Consider the following 16,991-nt stretch of genomic DNA (forward strand, 5'->3'; position numbering starts at 1 on the left):
TGTCATCAGCTCTCGGGGTGACCATGCAATCCCCCACTCCCCCAAACGTCACGTGACGCAAGAAGGCGCGCCGACGTCCGGAGTTCTCCACCGGGTGATGCAGCCTGCATCACCGGAATCAATCCACGACACGCGCACACCAGTGCTTGAACCGCCCTCGTACCCCCAATAACCTAATACCGGTATTTAGGAAGGAGTCACCCCGTGACAGGAACAAAGACCCGAGTCCGCCGCCCCACCAGACCTGCCGGCAACAAGACCGCCAACCGCTTCGCCAAACTCGCCGGAGGCGACGCCGCCGCCGACGTCGACCTCTCCCCTACTGGCGGCTCCGACGGGGCCGACACCGAAACCAACGGCAGCGGCCTCATCGGCGGAATGTCCGCAGTCGCCGCCGACGACGCGCACCGACTCGTGCGGATCCGGGTATCGGAGACCGCACCGCACCCGTTCAACGACCCAACTCGTTCCCAGCCGCAGCCCGACGACCCCGAATGGGAAGAACTCCTCAACGGCGTCAAGGCCAACGGCGTCCGCTTGCCACTGCTCCTGGTCCGTAGGGAGGCCTTCGCCGCCGCCAGACCTGCTGCGGCCGAGGAGATTTCGCCGGATGCCCACTACGTCGTGGTCTACGGTCACCGCCGCCGCATCGCAGCATTAGAGGCCGGTTGCGAGACCGTGCCCGCCATCGTCGACGACGCCACCATGGAAAACGACGGCGACATCGATGCCATGGCGCTGGAAAACCTTGGCCGCAAGCAACTCTCAGAAATCGCCGAATGCGACCTCTACGCGCGCTACTACGAGATGGGGCTCCCCCAACGTGGCATCGCCGAACGCCTCGGAGTCGACCAGTCCACCGTTCAGCGTCGCCTGGCACTGAAACTGCTCACACCGGAAGCGCGCGCAGCGGTCGAGTCCGGTGCGCTGCCTGCCTACGAAGCGGCAACCCTCGTCGGCAAAGACGGACTTCCCTACGGTCCGCGGCGGCCTTGGCAGAAGACCTTCAAACCTGAGCAGGACACCGATCAACGCAAGGCCGAGCAGAACTCCGCGCTGAGACTCGTCCTTGGGGAGACGCCGTGGTCCGTGTCCCGTGCCACAGAACGGGTGATCGCCGAGCGGGAGGCCCGCGTTGAGTCGGCCAACTTGGGAATCGACCTCATCAACGATCCGCACAAAGAGTTCGGCGACCACTACACCGACCACAGGATCCGCCGCGACGAATTCACCTCCGCCGCCGATGTCGTCGGAGCCATCAACCCCAACACCGGCCGCCTCGACTTGTACCGCCGCTCCGCAGCCCCCAACGACGCCGCTCCCGTGTCGGGCGACGTTCCCGATCACCCCACACCACCAACCGCATCGCCCACTGCGCCCGTTGCGCCCACCGGGCCGGCGCAAGCTGCGACAGGGGAGTCCGACGACGACACCACCATCGAACCCGCGGAGTCGGACGAACCCGCGGTGTCGGGCCAGGACGCCGAAGCGGAGGCGATCGCCGAACAGAAGCGAGTCGAGGCGGCCGCAGCCGCGGCGGCCCAGGAGCGGCGTCGGGAATCCTGCGCCGAACTGATCGCTCATCAGCCGTCCAACGCCGACCTGCTCAAGATTCTGGTCCGGCAGTACCTGTCCGGCGTGGCCGCGCGCAGTCAAACTTCCGCCGTCAACGCACTCCTGAAGGACTGGGATGCACACGCCGACGGCGCGGGGGAGAAGGCCCGCAACGCCAGCGCCTACCACCGAGCGGTCGCTGCAGCCGAACTGCACACCGCCGAACTCAAGGACAAGGCGTGGGACGACGACGCAGTCGCCCACGTGGAACTGCTCATCGACCGGGTCGGCTATCAACCCACCGCCTGGGAACGCGAACAACTCAACACCGTCGCCCGGTGATGCAGCCTGCATCACCGACCACACCCACCGCGCATGATGCAGCCTGCATCACGCAGAACCATCAGCCACGCGTGATGCAGCCTGCATCACCGCAACCGTCCGGCCCGGTGATGCAGCCTGCATCACCGACCACTAACACTCGCACCGATAGGAGAGACCGATCTCATGGCCACTTTCGCCTTCGCAAACTTGTCCGGCAGCGTGGGAAAAACCACCACCGTCGTCACCATGGGAGTCAAACTTGCCGCCTCGGGCCTGCGCGTACGGGTCATTGACATGGACCCGCAGGCCAACGCTTCCACCTGGTTGGGCTACCCGAACATCGAGAACGGCACCACCGCCAACGTATTGCGCCGGGAAGCGACCATCAACGACGTCGAACGACCTGCCCGCATCATCCAGGGCTACAGCGACGACGGCGAGCCCGAGTACAGCGATGATCCGGAATACCTGATCGACAATCTCACCGTTGTGCCTGCGGCCCGAGCAACCCTGGACAAGGTCATGGTGGAACTGTCGGCGCTGACCGGGGGAGTGATGCGTCTGCGCGACGCATTGGAAGACGCCGATCCGGTCGACGTCACCCTGATCGATGGCCCGGGATCCAACAGTTCCCTCGTCACCGCCGCGCTGATCGCCACCTCGATCGACGAAGACGGGCCGGCCGGCACCTGGGGCCTGATCACCTGCACAAAGCCGTCAGGAAAGGAATCAGAGGGCATTCAGCAGCTGCTGAAAGAGCTGACAGCGATCAAGAAGACGTTCCGGATCGATATTCGCTTGCAGGCCATCGTGCCCTGCGGGGTGCCGGGCAGCGGTGATCTCTACCCCGAGCAGGTCAAGTTCCTGCGCGAGGGATTCGGCGACAAGGTCACCCCACAGGTGCGGCGCCGCACGATCGTCGATGAGGCTTACACGAACTATCTGCCGGTCCCGCTCTACGGGCATCGCGCAAAGGACGTGAATAGCGACTACGACAAGGTCATCGCGCACATGTCGAAGGAGCTCGGCATGTTCCCTGCAACCGTCAATGTCTGACGCTGATACGTCCGGAGGGAGCCCGGTCAGCAAGGTCAACATTCCCAGAGACCTCCATCAGCGGGCCCGCGCGGCCGTACGCATCGTGCGAAAGGTCACCGGGCGGCCCTACACCTTTGCCCAGTTCGTCAGGGAAGCGTTCATGGCCCAGTTATCGGTCATCGCGCGGGACTACAACGGTGGCCAAGAGATCTTTCCCGATACCGCCCCCCTCGATCCTGGCCGACGGTAAGAACACACCAGATCGCGTGCCCAACAGCGTTCGGGAGCGCGGGAAGAACTTGGCCGTGGTGTCGCATTCAGAGCCCATAGTGGACCTGTGCAAAACCGTCGAAAGGGAACCGATTTGGCTGCGCAGCGTCACGAGCACGAATCACACAGTGAGCAGCCCGACATCGACGACTACGTACGCAACAGCAGCGTGCCGCTGCACCCACCGATCGACGACGCAGTGCGAGCACCACTGACCCACGCCTACACCGCCAGCGAGATCATGAACGCCCTGCCGCGATCGAATGCCGTCGACGCCAGCGCACTGCCGATCGACCTGCAACGCAAAGCAGCCGAGCACGGCGACGACCTATCCAACATCGCCCACTCCGAGAACCTGACAGCCCCACGCCCACTGCTCGCCCGGATCGGCGACCGCCTGCGCTGGCTCCACCGCCCCTCGCCGACATGGGTCTACACCGCCGACGAAGTGGCCACCCTCGACGCAGCCGCACTCGACTGGCCGGCCGTCCCAGAAGAACTCGACCGATACGCCAGCGCCGAAACGCTGCGCCGCGAATGGCACAAGCGATGGCTGTGGCGCATGCAGCCCGGAGCCGCCGCCCTCGTCTGGCGCGAACCCCACCTGGTCGCCGTCGCCCACCTGCTCGGCCGCGAGATCAGATCCAGCGCCGCATGGAACAGCGACCTCTTCGACGTCCACCGCGTCCGCATCGATCTCACCGCGACCCTCGACGACATCTACCTACGCGCGCACCGAATCTGGCGCGCCCGCGCCAACCTCGTACCACCACCGACAGCCGCACCCGACGACGTCGTCGCCCGCCGCAACGCCGAAATCACCGACGCCGCCACCGCAGCCTGGAACACCCTGGTCAACCTGGTGCGCCAACTGCAGGACTACCGAACCCAACTCGCACCGATCGACGCAGTCTTCGCCGAGATCACCGCACTACACCAAAGCAGCCACCGCATCACCGACACCGCGGTGCACCAACTGCACGTCGACGCCGCCGGCAACACCCTGCAGACCGGCGATATCCACGAGGTCACCAGCGAACTGGCCGACCTCAACACCAACCTCACGACACGGCTGGGCGCACTGCACCACAGCCTCACCGCCACGACCAACGGACTACTCCTCAGTGCGCCATAGCGCACCACCCGCGCCACCACCGCACCACCGCAGCCCCCAGGAGATCCCCACCGCGCCATGGCCACCAACATCACCCTCAGCACCACTCGCGGTGCCGTCACCTACAGCACGAAGGCCGCACCCTTACCGACCCAGCCCGGCGGCCTCGCCGGCGGATTGCTCGGCGGCGAACCCACACTCGTGACCATCGTCCAAGGCATCCTCTCCGGAAACCTGCCCAAGCGCGTCCGCATCGCAGAACCCAACCTCGACTACGAATTCAGCGCCACCCGCGACACACTCGCCGACATCGCAGCCGCCATGCTCGCCGCAGGAAACGGCAAAGGCCGACTGTCCGACAGCGGCTGGGAAGCACTCGACGCCGCCATGGACAACGGCACCGACGACAAATGAACGCTCAAGCGGGGGAGAGGGCGGCGCTTGAAATCGTGAGTCTCCAGGGATCGTGGAAGGGGTACTTGCACCACGACACCGGAGCTGAAGTCGAGATCCGCACCTACCCCCGAACCAAGAGGCGCTGCAAGATCTGATCGACTCAAGGGCCTAGGCCGCCAGGGAAGTGATCGATCAAAATGTCCGACCCGGAGGGGAGACTTGGGGCATGCCAGAACAAGCCATGATCTTCGCGCAAGTGGGGATGCTGCTGGCCGGCGCGGTCTGCCTCGTGTGGTCGACGACAGCCACCAGCCCCAGCCGCCGGCGACGCCGGCTCATCGCGACAGAGGCCCTGTGGGTGGGCGCTGGCCTACTCGCGCTGACCAACGTCGCACTGACCGTGTACCGCTTGTGCACCGAACCGATCGGCAGCACCACAATCGGCAACAGCGTCGTGGTCATCTTCATCTCCATCGTCACCGCATTCGGGGTCGTCGGCCTGCTCGGCTCAGTCGGCTTCTGGGCTCGCCTACGCCACCGTCGCACAGCGCCGATCGAGGCTGTGCGACGTGCCCCCGGTGACGGTGGTGAATGGGCCTCGTTCGTGAACGACCTGCCCACGAACCCCGATGCCATCGATCTCGGTGCCCCCGCTAACAGTCTGGATCCACTGCACGAATTCGACTCTCCGAGATCGATTCCGGCTGCAACTGGAGAAGAGAACAACCAGTGACTGACACGCCATCCGGTCGCCGACACGTACCCTTCGACATCGGCTCAGCGACATCACCACACGCCGCGATCGCCGGCGAGATGGGCGCAGGCAAAAGATTCCGCTACCACCACGCGCTCACCGTCTTCGCCGACGCTGGCTGCATCATCACCCACGGTGAGGACGGATTGGTTGCTTTTGGCGTGGTCGCGCCAGAAGGCATGAGCGAGAACGAGTTCCGTGATTTGACCCACCGTGCCTGGTACTGGTAGACGACCGCGCTCAATCCCCATGCCGCGGGTGCGGGGCCACGGCCCGCGCTGGGCACCACTGCCGGATCGGGAGCTTGCCGGCCTGGTTGCCCGTCGGCACGTCGCAACTCACCAACGCAAGCCAGCCGCCGCGGGTGGTCCGTGCCCACGCGTGCAGCAGCCCAGGCACCTGGGCCAAGAATTCGAGGCCTTCCATCTTGATGTGCATTGGCACGCAGTCGCGGCGAAACCGGTCGTCGGGATTGTTGATGAGAAGGCTGAGATCCACGAGAACGGCCTGGGGAGGGTCGACCAGCCGCCTCGGGGCCGGCTGCATCCGCACTGGCCAATCCTCAAACATTTCGCACCATCCCAGCTGCACACAGGCGTGCCCACCATCAGTAGGGCGCACTTCACCAGTGTAATCGAACAAATGTTCGCACCAGGCGCCGCCGGACGTAAGCCTGGCGCGCGGTAACGCGATGATGATCCACAAGTGATTGTTGTGGCCACGTACAACAATCACTTGTGCGTGTCCGAGGTGTCCGATAGCGTCGCTCATATCGAAATCCGTGTAGCACGAGGGGAAAAGAGCATGAACGACAGCGGATCGTACGAATCTGCGCGAGACGTCTTCCAGCTCCTGGGGGTCACGGAAACTGCCACGACTGGGCCAGCGTCACTCGGAGGAAGTGGCGTCCACAGCGCACTGCCTGGCTATGTGGACAAAACAGCCCTGCTGGCCAAAGCGCCGGTCATCGCCAGCGGCACGGCCGACCTATTTCACCGACCGGGCAAGCCGAAGCCCTCGGCTGATCGGGAGCATTAAGTGGCGAATGGCGATCCGTCTGTCGCTCTGATTCAAGCTGCGGCACAACGGGATGCAGAATCATTCGCCGCCAAGATCGCCGACGTGTCATTGGAGGCGGCATGCGACCTGTGGTTGCGGCGGGTCGCGCGACGCAAAGTCACCCCAACCCAGCGGGCGCGCCTGATCAAAGCAGTTGAAAGAGGGGACGCCGTCGAGGCCAAAGCAGTGCAGTTGACCCGCGCAGCACTCCTGCGGGCTGCGGGCCTCGACGACAGGCCGGCAGCAGCCGCGGCCGTGGCGGCGGGGGCGACCTACACCGAGGTCGGCGCCGTGCTCGGGGTCAGCCAGCAGTGGATCAGCGCCCGCATGCGGTCCTACCTCGCCGACGCCAAGGCGCAATCGCAGAGCAGACCATCATGAGCGACAGGATCGAGATCGGACGCCACGTCCTGATCCTCACCCCGACAGGAACATTCACCATCGCGGGCCGGCGCCTGGCCGGCCCAGTCGACACCGCTGACAAGCTGGGCAAGCTCATCCTGTGGGCCGCCGACAAGAAACGCGGGGGACTGCAGCCGATCCCCGGCCCCGGCGACGAACCCGATCCAGCACGAGTATGGGTGGTCGGCGGCGCAGTCCGACTGCTGACCGGAACACCGGAAGATTCGACCGACAACCCAGCCGACCACCTGGCCCAGACACTGGCCCCGCTCGTCGACGACGGCTGGGAACTGCGCAAGGGGAGTGGACCGGCAGTCGTGCTGGCACGCGGAGGCGACTCCGAGAGAGTGCTCGTGGAGATCTTGGCTGAGCAGCAGCCGTGGCTCGCAGCCGACGACGAATCGATCACCGACGACCCCGACGAGCTCGGCCGGCGCCTCGGCCGCTGGTACGCCGCGATGGGAGTGCTGCCTGCGCAGACCGCAGCCATCTCGGGAGCAAGAATCGTCGACCACATCATGGCCGGCCGTGAAGGCCGCCGCGGCGCCGTGATCTCTGACTCGGGAGCGCTGCCAGCCTGGGTAAAACCAGAGGTTCGGACCCAACCTGCATGGGCGACCACCCCAGACCAGGTAGAGCACGAGTTTCAACACTGTGACGAAATTATGTGCCTGGCCCAGCAGAGCCCAGCACTGGCCTCAGCGGGGATGCTCACGTTCGGACACGGCCAAGCAGACGAGCTGGACGCTTCAGCCGCAACCACCGCAGCGGCCGCCGCCAAACCGCCGTTCGGTCAATGGCTGGTGGATCTGCCGGCCGCCAACGATCTCGACCTACCGAAAACGCTGCCCTTGCCGCATCCACAAATGGCCCTCGACCATGCCGTGCAGGCGTGGGTGAGCACCGAAGACCTCGAAGGGCTGACCAATGATGTCCGCGCCGGCGGCGCGGGCCTGGCCATCGAGAAGCTCAACATCAGCGAAGCCGTTGTCTGGCCACAGAAGACGCGAATCCTGGAAACCTGGGCCAAACGACTGCGCGCCGCATTGGAAGCTTTCGCAGACGACGCGGCGCTGCGCGCACTGGTGGAGGCAGCTGCTGCCGACTACCTTGCCGCACTGGCCGATCCGGAAATGTGGGCCGACGAGGACATGCGGCACCACTACCGGCCCGCTGACGCCGCGGCGATCGCCGCGCACATCCGATACCGGACACGGCGGGGCGCGATGCGCATCTCACGCGAGTACCACGCTTGGCCGGTGTACGTCGAAGACACCGTGATGGTGTATGGCCCGGCCCGGTCAGCCGAAGGTGAGCCACCAGTTGACCTGTCCGACACCCACACTCGGCTCGGACGGCTGGTCACCACCGCGCGCGCCGAACTGACTGCGGAAACGATACTGGCGGTGCTGCTGGCCGAATCCGTCACCGACGTCGCCGCGGCGCTCACCACAGCACTGCAACTACCAGCCGCCCTGAACAACCAACCCACACCTGACGCCGATGAGACGGCGACCGCAATCCAGCAGACCAGCGTCGACGCGCGGCCAGAACCCGCACCCGCCACCGAGACCACTGAGAACGAGACCGAGGCCTCCGAGACGGCACAGCCGGCCGGCGACGGACCCGCACCGAAAACCGCCAAGCGCAAACACCGCACGACAACCACTGCGGCTCTCGGCGGCACACCCGCGGCGGTCTTGGACGCCGACGGACTCTGGATGCCCGACGGCACGAAAATCGAACTGACCGAACCTGTTACCCACCTAGGTCACGTTGCTGAGCTGGCCTACACCTACAACCTCGGATACCAACTGGCACCCGCACGCGGCGACAAGCCCGCTTACGGCGAGCCGGGGCAGATCTGGATCACCGAGGCCGCGTGCCGGCGGTTCGGCATCGAAGTCGACACACTGGCCGAAGCCAAGCCCCGCCGCCGCGACGAGCTGCTGCGCGAAATCACCCACCAGATCCCATTCGTGACCGACGCGATCAACGACGGGTGGCGGCTAGGCGGCGCCAAAGACGAGGACACCGCCACGTGGCTGGGAACCTGGACTCGCGTGTTTCCCGCGGACAAGAAACGAAAAGGCGTCTGGGTGGCCGTCATTCCCGGGATGGCTAGTCGCGGCGACTCGGGCGAGGGTGTCCGAAACCTGCCCATTCTGATCGACAAGACCACCGACGACGGCATCGAACTGCCGCCGCCCCACCAGATCGCTCGCCGACTCAAGCTCTTCGCCGACGCACACCGCTTCCCGTTCAAGCTCAACCCCGGCGTCACGGCGATCGACCTCATGGTTGCGTGCAGGCCCAAGGGCACCACGATCGCCGACTGGTGCAATGGGCCGCTGGCACCATCGACGTTCGAGGTGCCGTTCACCGTCAACGACGTTGAGCGAGACTTCAACTGGACGCGCATCCCCACGGCGGATGAGGCGAAACGCCGCTACGTCCACGCCTACGACCGAGGTGGTTCCTACCCGGCGGCCATCGCAGGACTGGAGCTGCCGATCGGCGACCCCGTCCACTGCCCAGACGGATCGGTGTTCAAAGATCCCGCCAAGCTGGACCAGCTACTCAAGGCGCCCGGCCTGGTGACCATCGATGTCCCCGAACCCCAGGATTGGCGCGCGCCTTTTCTGTTGAACCCGGCCGGATTGCAGTTCACCGGACCAAAACCGGTCACCACGGCCCGTCTAGATCGAGCGGTGAAGCTCGGCTACAAACCCACCATCGTGGAGGCCTATACCTGGCCAGAACACGGCCGAGTGCTCAACACCTGGTACGAACGCATCCGTGACGCGTCGACCATGTTGGACACCGACGACCCAGACGCCCAGGCCGCCCGCGATCAGTCCAAAGTGGTGCGCAGCGTGGGTATCGGCCTGATGGGATCAGATCCAAATCTGAAGGGCAAGACCGGCTATGACCCGATGAAGCGCCTCAGCATCATCGGAAAGGCCAGCGCCAACATCGCCTACCGCATCGAGCAGATCGGGCAAGACACCGACTGCTGGCCGATAGCCGCTGATAAAGACACCGTGCTCTACATCTCGGACAACCCCGACCCCGAGGCCGCCTGGCCCGGCAAACCAGAAAACTGGGGCCGCGGCTTCGGCCAATACAAACACGAAGGCTCAGCCCTGCTGGCAGACCACGTTGAGTACCTCAACGGCGGAGCATACAAAGGCAAAGCCGCGCTGCTCGACCCCGACGAGTGGGCTGAACTGCTCCCGACACTGGATACCCCCGCTGACGCGAAGAAAGGCCACTGATGGCAAGGCCACGCCGCCGCAGCAACCTCACCGGCGACGACCTCGGCAAGTACGGGTCGGTCGCAGCAGGAACCGTCAACGTCGACCAGGCCGCCGCACGCATGAACATCCCGAAAAGCCAAGTGCGCGAGGTGATCAAACAGTCTAAAGATGCGCACCGCCAAACCTACTTCCGCGCCATCTCAGGTCGCCGCGGAGCCGACGCCACAGGGCAGGGCAGTCCAAAGGGAATGCTCCTGGGCGCATTCGGCCGGGGTGCACGCGGCGCCGCGGTGAACGCCAAGGCCGCAGCCGACAAACTCGGCGTCGCAGTGTCGACCGTCCGTCGCTGGGCCTCAGGAAAGCAGAAGCCATCAGCAGCGCACCTCGACGCGCTGCAGAAGGCGTCGCGACAGGCCACCACCACCAAAGCCGGCCGCAAATCCGCCACCGCGGACTTCCGATCCAGCGCAGCGGGGCAAAAGGCGATCACCGGCGGAACAACGTTGTGGATCAGTGGAAACCAAGGCCCCGGCGGCAACGACACCGACAGATACACCAGAGACCGCACCGTCGCCTTCCCCATCGACGTCGACGACATCCAAGCCATGCTGCGCGCATACGAAGAGGACGGAGACGCCGGCGTCCACGGCTGGCTGACCGACATCGCCGACCAGAAATACGTCGGTGACTGGGGATACATCTCCATCGACGACTTCGGATTCGGCCAACAAAGAGGACGGCAAGACGAACTGTGGTAGCCCCCATACCCGGGCCGCGCTGGACCCGCGCCCGCCTCGCCGGCATGCTCCTCGAGTGCTACGGCCCCAACGACAACGGCGGCATCGACCTCGCGGCCGTCGCCGAATACGCCGGCGTCACACCACGCACAGTGCGCCGCTGGATCAGCGGCGACTCCAACGACCGCCGCCGCAAAACGCCATGCCCCCCGAAACGCATCACCCAGCTGCAACGCGGCCCCGAACTCGTCGAACGACGCAACCAACAGCAATACGAGCACGCCCTGGCCGCGATCGACAGCCTCGACAACGACCAGCCTCCACAGCCCGCCTGGCAGAAACAGCGCTGGCTCGAACCCCACTCCGTCGCCATCATCGCGATCTACGGAAAACCCTGGTACCAGGTGGCTGTCACCAAGGCCAACCACCGCGCACTCGCCGACCTTCGCCGCCGCGGCACCATTCTCGACACCGTAGAGGTGCCGACCTGGTTTCACGGACAAGCCCTCGCACACACCGTCATGACCCACCACCAGGCCTGGCGAGTGCATCCCGCCAAAGAGCAGCTGGAGACCGGCCGCACCCAAGTGTGGATGAACGACGCGCCAGCCGTGGACCTCTCAGCGCTGGCCGCCAGCCAGCCGTGGGGAAGCGCTGCTACCGAGTGATCCTCACAGATAAGCTCACCCGGTGTCGCTGATCAGGCGTTGGGCAGTGCGGCGCACGATCCAACGGAGCTCCCAGCAAGCGCTGCAAGCCATTCCGTGGCCCACCGACAGCCGCACGGCCGAAACCCCAGCCCCCTCGCCGACCACACCCCTGTCGCAGGCGCAGAAGACCACGCCTATTCCCGCACCAGAACCGCCGCCGGCAGCGACCACACCAGACCACGAACTCGCCCCTACCGCCACCAAACCGCTACCGCCACCAGGACCGCCAGCCCACGTCCCTGCTGGAAGCGCAGACTGCCCGGGCCCCGCTCGTCCGGACGGGCCCGCACCACAACACCCCAGGTCAACACGGCCGGCCACACAGGGTCCGCCGGATACACAGCAACAGCAACCGTGGGAGCTGCCGCAGTGGCGCTACCGAACCCGCCGCGCACGCAAAAGCCAACGACAACACCGCACATAAATCCAGCCGGCGCACCACTTGGCCGCTGTGATCGTCCACCGTGTCGCATGACCGCGCGACAATCAGACCGAACCCCGACATCGGTCAGACAAAGGACAGGTCAATGCACCCGACCAAACCAGAACACGCCCGCAACACTGCACCGCACCTCGCCTCCGACAACTGCTTCATCTGCGGAGGCGAGGAACACGCCGACACCGATCACACGTTCTGGTCGAACGCCGCAGCCCTCGCCGAAGCGCGGGAGAACGATCGACGTCGCAGTATCCGCTACCCCGGAGGCCACACCTCTCCCTCGGCGGCCTACGTCGCTGAACACCGGCCGTACTAGGCATCGTCCGTCGCGTCGCATGACCGCGTAAGTATGAGCAGCTGCCGGACCAACACCGGAATTCCTGGACAGAAACGGACAAAAGGAGGGTCCATGTGGGACTTGGATGGCCGAGACAAAAGTCGGCCCCTGAGCGAGATGATCGACTTGCCTGCACACCAGGAGAGGATCGAACGGAGCCGGCGACAAGCGGAGGCCCAGCAAGCACGCGCCGAACACCGGACCGCCATCCTCTGTGTCGTCGGCCTGGTGGCTTACCTGGCGTATCTGGCCTACGTGGTCGTGCCAGCTAGCATCTGGTCCGACCTCATCGGGCGATAGTCCCAGCGGCACACCACAGTTCGATGAAAACGATCAAGCAAGTACACACCCGCAACGTTGAACGCCACGCCCGAAGTGCGATCGCCCGCCGCATCGGCTGCACGTCGAGCGCCATCATCTCGGTAACCCGTGACACCGCTGCGACCAACACCGTGATCCTGCACGTGAATTCCGGAGGCAACGCGCGTGCCGCCGAGGTCGAGCTGCGCCACCACGGATACCGCGTGCATCCAACCGACTACAACCCATTCGCACCGGGGCACTACGGGGTGCAGCTGCGCGTTGGGCCCACAACACCCCGATGAACCACTCACACAGCGCAACAGTCCAGTACGACCCGATCGGCGAAGTCGAAGCCGCACTGCGAGCTGCAGGGATCGTCCGGTCGAAGGTGACAATCGTCTTGACGGGATTGTCACTCCGGCGGATCGCCATTTCAATGTTCTCATTGGGCAGCGGACTGGCTGACTGTCGCTCCCGACCCGGCAGGTGGTCCAACCCTTGTGGTGGAACGCCGCAACTGAGGGTAAGACGTAGGCCGTCGTGATAGACGACCCCGGCCTAGCGAAAGGTCAGGGCCGCGATGTATGCAGCTGGGATGGCGATCGGGTCGGCGAGCTCGTGCGGAGTGAAAGTGAGCGAACCGTTGGGCTTCATTGTCGAGAGATGGCCGTCAACCTCGCAAATATGAGGCCCGGGTTCACCGTGGCGTAGACACTCTGTCTGCAGCTCAACGGTCAACGTGATTTCCGGGCGCCAGCGATTGTTGGCGAACGCGAGGTGGAGCAGTTCGAGATCGTCTGTGCCGTAGACGAACATCGCGCCCCGGTCGAGCGCTTGCTGAACACCCCAATAGGTCCACTCAGATTCAGGCTCCTGCCGTCCAAAGTGCTGTGGCGGTCGAGCTCCTGGAGCCAATGGGCGCCGAATGTATCGGTATTCGGGGTACGGGTGAAAGTTGTCGCCCAAGGTAGAACGGGACTCCATAACCTGCTGAGAGGGCTTGCGTCGGCCACCAAATTCGTCGGCAACGATCGCGATCCCCTCAGCGCGGGCCAGTTGAACGACTTGGACGGCCTCGTTGTCGATAGCCACAGTTCGTAGGGGTCGGCGGAGTTGCTCGGCATGTTCGGCAGCCCATTCGGGTACGCGCAACACGGCGATCGAATGCGTGTCGTAGTAGTTGGGGCGCTTCGCAAATGGTCCTGCGACAACATCGAATTGGGCGAGATATGCGACCGGTTCCATGCCATCCAGGGTGGGCGGCCAGAACGGCACAGCTACCAGGTGTGTGCAGTTGGCCGCCGGGTTGCGATTCGTGGAAGAGATGCCATCGAGCGCAAGGTCCAGTCGGGACAACCATTGCCCGACTACCTCGCGCCGGTGCGCCTGAGCTGATCGCCACGCCCAGTTCTGCAGGCACTCCCCGGCCTCATGCGGCGGGGTGCGGTGAGTGCAGCTGCCGAGCGCAGCGAGGTCGTGTACGTGCGGAAACTGCTCGTCGAAGAAGTCGCAGAGCGCATCAAAGAGAGCGAGGCCATTGTGGTTCATTTGGTGAGACCGCCACGCTGAAGCAACAACTTCCCACGGCGCGTGCTGGGAATAGGGGCGACGCTCGCCCCAAAGGTCGTCTGGGCGGACACGGCAACCAGAGATGTTCAGGATCCGATCAGATTCTTCGCGGGCCGGGCTGTCGGTCTCTACCATTCGGATTGCCCGCTCGACATGGGATGAGCGGGCGGGGTTCTCTGCGATGCTGTCGATGCAGGCGCGAGTGATGGCATCGGCGTCGCTGTGGTACTTGGCGATGAGCCCGCGGAGGGCCAAAGCCGGCTCAGCCCAGTGCTTGCCGCGAACCTGGCGCAGCGTGGCGTCCCAGTTCCCGCCTGTGAGCGGCCGGGAGGTCGTCCAGCGAGCGAAGGTTATCCACGACCACTTTCGGTCCGAGGCTGCCTCACGGCCCTGGTGCAGCCAGTCCTGGGCGCGGAGGAGTTCTGCAACCAGGGTGATGAATGCGTCGGCCGGGGCACTCAGAGTAATGCGGTCGACGCAGCCCGAGCACACTGTGTGGGGTGAGATGGTGAGGCCGAGTGCTGGGACTTGCTGCGGCACAATCTCACGGGAGCTGCGTCCGTACGAGTTTCCGGGCAGGTGTTTGCAGCGTGAACGCTCAGCCGCCCAATGCCATTTGGCTTTCTCTGAGCTTCTCCACAGCGCGACGGTGGCGCTCGCCAGGGCAGACGGGACCGCAATCCCGAGCTCATCGAGCTTGTCGGGCGTGACGTGCGCGAGGTTTGTGAGGAGCACGGTTCACAGTGTGCTCGCTGAGGACGCTGTTCTGTGGGAGATGCCAACCACCTGTCCGCTTCTGCCCTGCGGTCAGCAGTGCGCTACAGGGATCGTCCGTCGTGTCGTATGACCGGGCAACAATCAGAGCCATGAATAGTCGAATCTTCGCGACCGCCGGCATCGCGGTCATTCTCTACGTGCTTCTCATCGCAGCACTGCCCACCATCGGTGTCATCCTCTCCCCGGTCGGGGCCGTATTCCTTGCCCTGATCCTCGGAACAGGTGTCGGGCTGGTCGCCTGACGCGTGACGCGCCGATGAGAAGCAGCACCGCGGCGGTACAGTACGACCTGTTCGGCGAAGTCGAATCCGCACTGGCAGCCGCAGAACAATCCGCCCGCGAAAGGTCCACCGCGGCGAGCACGTTCCTCGCCGCGACACCGTGGCCGGACTTGCTGGCCTGGTGGGCATATCCGGCCGTGATCGAGGCCAAGCTCGAACACGGCGAATGCAAGGCCAGCTACCGCCGGGGCCAAGGTGGGACGCCCGGCTGGGCATGGGCCATCTGGCGCGACGGCCTCCGGTTCGAATCAGACAGAACATGGCAAGGATGGAGTCACCGGCCACGCTGGTGCATCCCCTGGGCCGAACTGCACACCCTGCGTGACAACTACCCCGAAATCACCCGGCGCCTACACGAACTCGCAGACGGCCGTGGACATCCCCGATCGGCAGGATGGCGCTGGTGGACGGATCCACACTGCCTCACCACCGGCTGGCACCCCGACACCTTGGAAGCCGAACAGCAGCCGGACTGGTACTACGACTGCCGACGTCCCGACACGGCATTTCGTGACCGCCTCCAAGCATGGCAACTTGTGACCGGGACGGTCCACACCGCGGTCCTTGCCGTCACGCCCACCGGCCAGGCCGAAGTAGCTCTAGCCTGAAAGTCCGGCAGAAGGAGATCCGCACGATGGCACACGACCCCATTGACATCGCGATCAGATTCCTCGGCGCGATCCTGTTCTTGTCCTGGCTGATATCGGTTGTGGCCTATCGGCGCGGCTGGGTCAGCTACCACCGCCTCCACCGCCTCAATCTCGATGCGTTTCCCGGCATCTACGATCGTGACAAGAGTTTTGAAGCTATAGGGCGCGACATCTTCGGCGACCGATTCGACGAGCCTGACAGTGATTCCGCAGGCGCCTCGTCCAGGGAAACGCGGGGTCGGTCCGCGTAATCAAACATTGCGCGACATCGCATCTAGCGCGCTGGCTGATAGGCAGCCCTGCGAGAGCCCGGATGCAGATATGGCGGCCGCAGCGAGCCGGTTCCGAGCGGCCCGGTGGCCATCGGCGGCGACTCGTCGAGGCAGCGCGGTGGGGTCGTGCGTCCAAGTACTCCGGGCTCGTGTTCGTGGCCGGCCGCCCAATCCGAGACGCCGGGGGTTTCGGTCACCTCCCACCGCGTGACCAGACCTTCCCCGACGCCGGTGTGCTTGCCGATCGCCGGCAAATCGGTCAGCAGGTCGCGGATCCGTTCAGGATCCCCGACAGCCCGCCAGGTGAGATGGGTGGCGGGATGTGCCATGACCGGCACCACGCGGTGTTGGTAGCGGCCAGTCCGATCGGAGACACCGCCGCCGCCGGCCCTGGCGATGACCGGGGCGAGCTGCTGAAGCCGTGTGTGGTCGGTTCGTGAGGTCCGCCAACGGATATCGGGATCCCTGACAGTCTGTCTGTGGGGGTGTAGGTCAGCGAAAGTGGCCAACCAATGCCAATCCTCGTCGCGGTCAGGATCGCCGCAGCGGGCCAGCGGCAACGGCAGAACTTCCTGAGGCCCGTCGGGCTGGTAGGTGACATACCGGCCGGCTTCACGGGCAGCCCATTTCCGCCGATGCCACAGCACCGAAGCCAACAACCCGTCGAACGCAACACCCCACGGGCGAGACAACACGATCCCATGAGGGGTCGTGGCCGTGATCTGCAGCGCAATCATGATGGCGT

The 16,991-nt window shown here is 64.9% G+C and carries 19 protein-coding genes; 16 read left to right on the forward strand and 3 right to left on the reverse strand.

Annotated features, from left to right (window positions below):
- Positions 1-204: 204 nt before the first annotated feature.
- The 7 genes from AB0876_RS32070 to AB0876_RS32100 all read left to right on the forward strand — a co-directional run bounded on the left by AB0876_RS32070 (position 205) and on the right by AB0876_RS32100 (position 5,680).
- Positions 205-1,896, forward strand: a complete 1,692-nt coding sequence (locus tag AB0876_RS32070) for a ParB/RepB/Spo0J family partition protein (RefSeq protein ID WP_526043981.1) — start codon at positions 205-207, stop codon at positions 1,894-1,896.
- A gap of 165 nt (positions 1,897-2,061) precedes the next feature.
- The gene (locus AB0876_RS32075) at positions 2,062-2,934 is read left to right on the forward strand and encodes a ParA family protein (RefSeq protein ID WP_526043982.1); all 873 of its coding nucleotides are present in this window, start codon (positions 2,062-2,064) and stop codon (positions 2,932-2,934) included.
- On the forward strand, positions 2,927-3,166 hold the full coding sequence (locus tag AB0876_RS32080) for a hypothetical protein (protein WP_526043983.1): 240 nt from the start codon (positions 2,927-2,929) through the stop codon (positions 3,164-3,166). Before AB0876_RS32075 ends, AB0876_RS32080 begins: the two co-directional genes overlap by 8 nt.
- Before the next feature lie 114 nt (positions 3,167-3,280).
- Entirely contained in the window at positions 3,281-4,321 is a 1,041-nt protein-coding gene (locus tag AB0876_RS32085; RefSeq protein WP_526043984.1) for a hypothetical protein, read from the forward strand.
- Positions 4,322-4,378: 57 nt separating this feature from the next.
- Positions 4,379-4,714, forward strand: a complete 336-nt coding sequence (locus AB0876_RS32090; protein ID WP_526043985.1) for a hypothetical protein — start codon at positions 4,379-4,381, stop codon at positions 4,712-4,714.
- 208 nt (positions 4,715-4,922) lie between these two features.
- Positions 4,923-5,429 (forward strand): hypothetical protein, encoded by a 507-nt coding sequence (locus AB0876_RS32095; RefSeq protein ID WP_526043986.1) that lies wholly within the window; start codon positions 4,923-4,925, stop codon positions 5,427-5,429.
- Positions 5,426-5,680, forward strand: a complete 255-nt coding sequence (locus AB0876_RS32100) for a hypothetical protein (RefSeq protein ID WP_526043987.1) — start codon at positions 5,426-5,428, stop codon at positions 5,678-5,680. The genes AB0876_RS32095 and AB0876_RS32100 overlap by 4 nt, the downstream gene beginning before the upstream one ends.
- A 10-nt stretch (positions 5,681-5,690) precedes the next feature.
- Here AB0876_RS32100 and AB0876_RS32105 read toward each other — a convergent pair whose 3' ends face one another.
- Positions 5,691-6,221 carry a hypothetical protein gene (locus AB0876_RS32105; RefSeq protein ID WP_526043988.1) on the reverse strand — a complete coding sequence of 177 codons (531 nt, stop codon included), beginning with the start codon at positions 6,219-6,221 and terminating at the stop codon, positions 5,691-5,693.
- 267 nt (positions 6,222-6,488) lie between these two features.
- Here AB0876_RS32105 and AB0876_RS32110 point away from each other — a divergent pair, with 267 nt between their 5' ends.
- The 6 genes from AB0876_RS32110 to AB0876_RS32135 all read left to right on the forward strand — a co-directional run bounded on the left by AB0876_RS32110 (position 6,489) and on the right by AB0876_RS32135 (position 12,999).
- Complete coding sequence (locus tag AB0876_RS32110; RefSeq protein WP_526043989.1) at positions 6,489-6,890, forward strand: Fis family transcriptional regulator; 402 nt, start codon at positions 6,489-6,491, stop codon at positions 6,888-6,890.
- The gene (locus AB0876_RS32115; RefSeq protein ID WP_526043990.1) at positions 6,887-10,189 is read left to right on the forward strand and encodes a hypothetical protein; all 3,303 of its coding nucleotides are present in this window, start codon (positions 6,887-6,889) and stop codon (positions 10,187-10,189) included. Before AB0876_RS32110 ends, AB0876_RS32115 begins: the two co-directional genes overlap by 4 nt.
- The gene (locus AB0876_RS32120; RefSeq protein ID WP_526043991.1) at positions 10,189-10,929 is read left to right on the forward strand and encodes a helix-turn-helix domain-containing protein; all 741 of its coding nucleotides are present in this window, start codon (positions 10,189-10,191) and stop codon (positions 10,927-10,929) included. Before AB0876_RS32115 ends, AB0876_RS32120 begins: the two co-directional genes overlap by 1 nt.
- Complete coding sequence (locus tag AB0876_RS32125) at positions 10,923-11,576, forward strand: helix-turn-helix domain-containing protein (RefSeq protein WP_526043992.1); 654 nt, start codon at positions 10,923-10,925, stop codon at positions 11,574-11,576. Before AB0876_RS32120 ends, AB0876_RS32125 begins: the two co-directional genes overlap by 7 nt.
- A gap of 569 nt (positions 11,577-12,145) precedes the next feature.
- Positions 12,146-12,373 (forward strand): hypothetical protein, encoded by a 228-nt coding sequence (locus AB0876_RS32130; protein WP_526043993.1) that lies wholly within the window; start codon positions 12,146-12,148, stop codon positions 12,371-12,373.
- A 344-nt stretch (positions 12,374-12,717) separates the two neighbouring features.
- Entirely contained in the window at positions 12,718-12,999 is a 282-nt protein-coding gene (locus AB0876_RS32135; protein ID WP_526043994.1) for a hypothetical protein, read from the forward strand.
- 256 nt (positions 13,000-13,255) lie between these two features.
- Here AB0876_RS32135 and AB0876_RS32140 read toward each other — a convergent pair whose 3' ends face one another.
- Positions 13,256-15,001, reverse strand: a complete 1,746-nt coding sequence (locus AB0876_RS32140; protein WP_526043995.1) for a hypothetical protein — start codon at positions 14,999-15,001, stop codon at positions 13,256-13,258.
- 131 nt (positions 15,002-15,132) lie between these two features.
- Between AB0876_RS32140 and AB0876_RS32145 the strand changes: the two genes are divergently transcribed.
- From AB0876_RS32145 to AB0876_RS32155, 3 genes are read left to right on the forward strand one after another with little or no spacing between them, the layout of a single operon-like run.
- Positions 15,133-15,285: a hypothetical protein gene (locus AB0876_RS32145; protein WP_526043996.1), complete on the forward strand. Its 153-nt coding sequence runs from the start codon at positions 15,133-15,135 to the stop codon at positions 15,283-15,285.
- 14 nt (positions 15,286-15,299) lie between these two features.
- Entirely contained in the window at positions 15,300-15,932 is a 633-nt protein-coding gene (locus AB0876_RS32150) for a hypothetical protein (RefSeq protein WP_526043997.1), read from the forward strand.
- 26 nt (positions 15,933-15,958) lie between these two features.
- Entirely contained in the window at positions 15,959-16,225 is a 267-nt protein-coding gene (locus AB0876_RS32155; RefSeq protein ID WP_526043998.1) for a hypothetical protein, read from the forward strand.
- Positions 16,226-16,248: 23 nt separating this feature from the next.
- Here the strand turns inward: AB0876_RS32155 and AB0876_RS32160 are convergent, their stop codons facing one another.
- Entirely contained in the window at positions 16,249-16,983 is a 735-nt protein-coding gene (locus AB0876_RS32160) for a hypothetical protein (protein ID WP_526043999.1), read from the reverse strand.
- Positions 16,984-16,991: the final 8 nt, after the last annotated feature.

The organism is Mycobacterium sp. NPDC049093 (genome assembly GCF_040704635.1).
Classification (GTDB): Bacteria; Actinomycetota; Actinomycetes; order Mycobacteriales; family Mycobacteriaceae; genus Mycobacterium.

Excerpts from the sequence above, each read along its gene's own strand:
- AB0876_RS32075 (WP_526043982.1), top strand. The coding sequence starts at position 2,062 with ATGGCCACTTTCGCCTTCGCAAACTTGTCCGGCAGCGTGGGAAAAACC.
- AB0876_RS32080 (WP_526043983.1), top strand. The coding sequence starts at position 2,927 with ATGTCTGACGCTGATACGTCCGGAGGGAGCCCGGTCAGCAAGGTCAAC.
- AB0876_RS32090 (WP_526043985.1), top strand. The coding sequence starts at position 4,379 with ATGGCCACCAACATCACCCTCAGCACCACTCGCGGTGCCGTCACCTAC.
- AB0876_RS32095 (WP_526043986.1), top strand. The coding sequence starts at position 4,923 with ATGCCAGAACAAGCCATGATCTTCGCGCAAGTGGGGATGCTGCTGGCC.
- AB0876_RS32105 (WP_526043988.1), bottom strand. The coding sequence starts at position 6,221 with ATGAGCGACGCTATCGGACACCTCGGACACGCACAAGTGATTGTTGTA.
- AB0876_RS32115 (WP_526043990.1), top strand. The coding sequence starts at position 6,887 with ATGAGCGACAGGATCGAGATCGGACGCCACGTCCTGATCCTCACCCCG.
- AB0876_RS32120 (WP_526043991.1), top strand. The coding sequence starts at position 10,189 with ATGGCAAGGCCACGCCGCCGCAGCAACCTCACCGGCGACGACCTCGGC.
- AB0876_RS32130 (WP_526043993.1), top strand. The coding sequence starts at position 12,146 with ATGCACCCGACCAAACCAGAACACGCCCGCAACACTGCACCGCACCTC.
- AB0876_RS32135 (WP_526043994.1), top strand. The coding sequence starts at position 12,718 with ATGAAAACGATCAAGCAAGTACACACCCGCAACGTTGAACGCCACGCC.
- AB0876_RS32145 (WP_526043996.1), top strand. The coding sequence starts at position 15,133 with ATGAATAGTCGAATCTTCGCGACCGCCGGCATCGCGGTCATTCTCTAC.
- AB0876_RS32150 (WP_526043997.1), top strand. The coding sequence starts at position 15,300 with ATGAGAAGCAGCACCGCGGCGGTACAGTACGACCTGTTCGGCGAAGTC.
- AB0876_RS32155 (WP_526043998.1), top strand. The coding sequence starts at position 15,959 with ATGGCACACGACCCCATTGACATCGCGATCAGATTCCTCGGCGCGATC.
- AB0876_RS32160 (WP_526043999.1), bottom strand. The coding sequence starts at position 16,983 with ATGATTGCGCTGCAGATCACGGCCACGACCCCTCATGGGATCGTGTTG.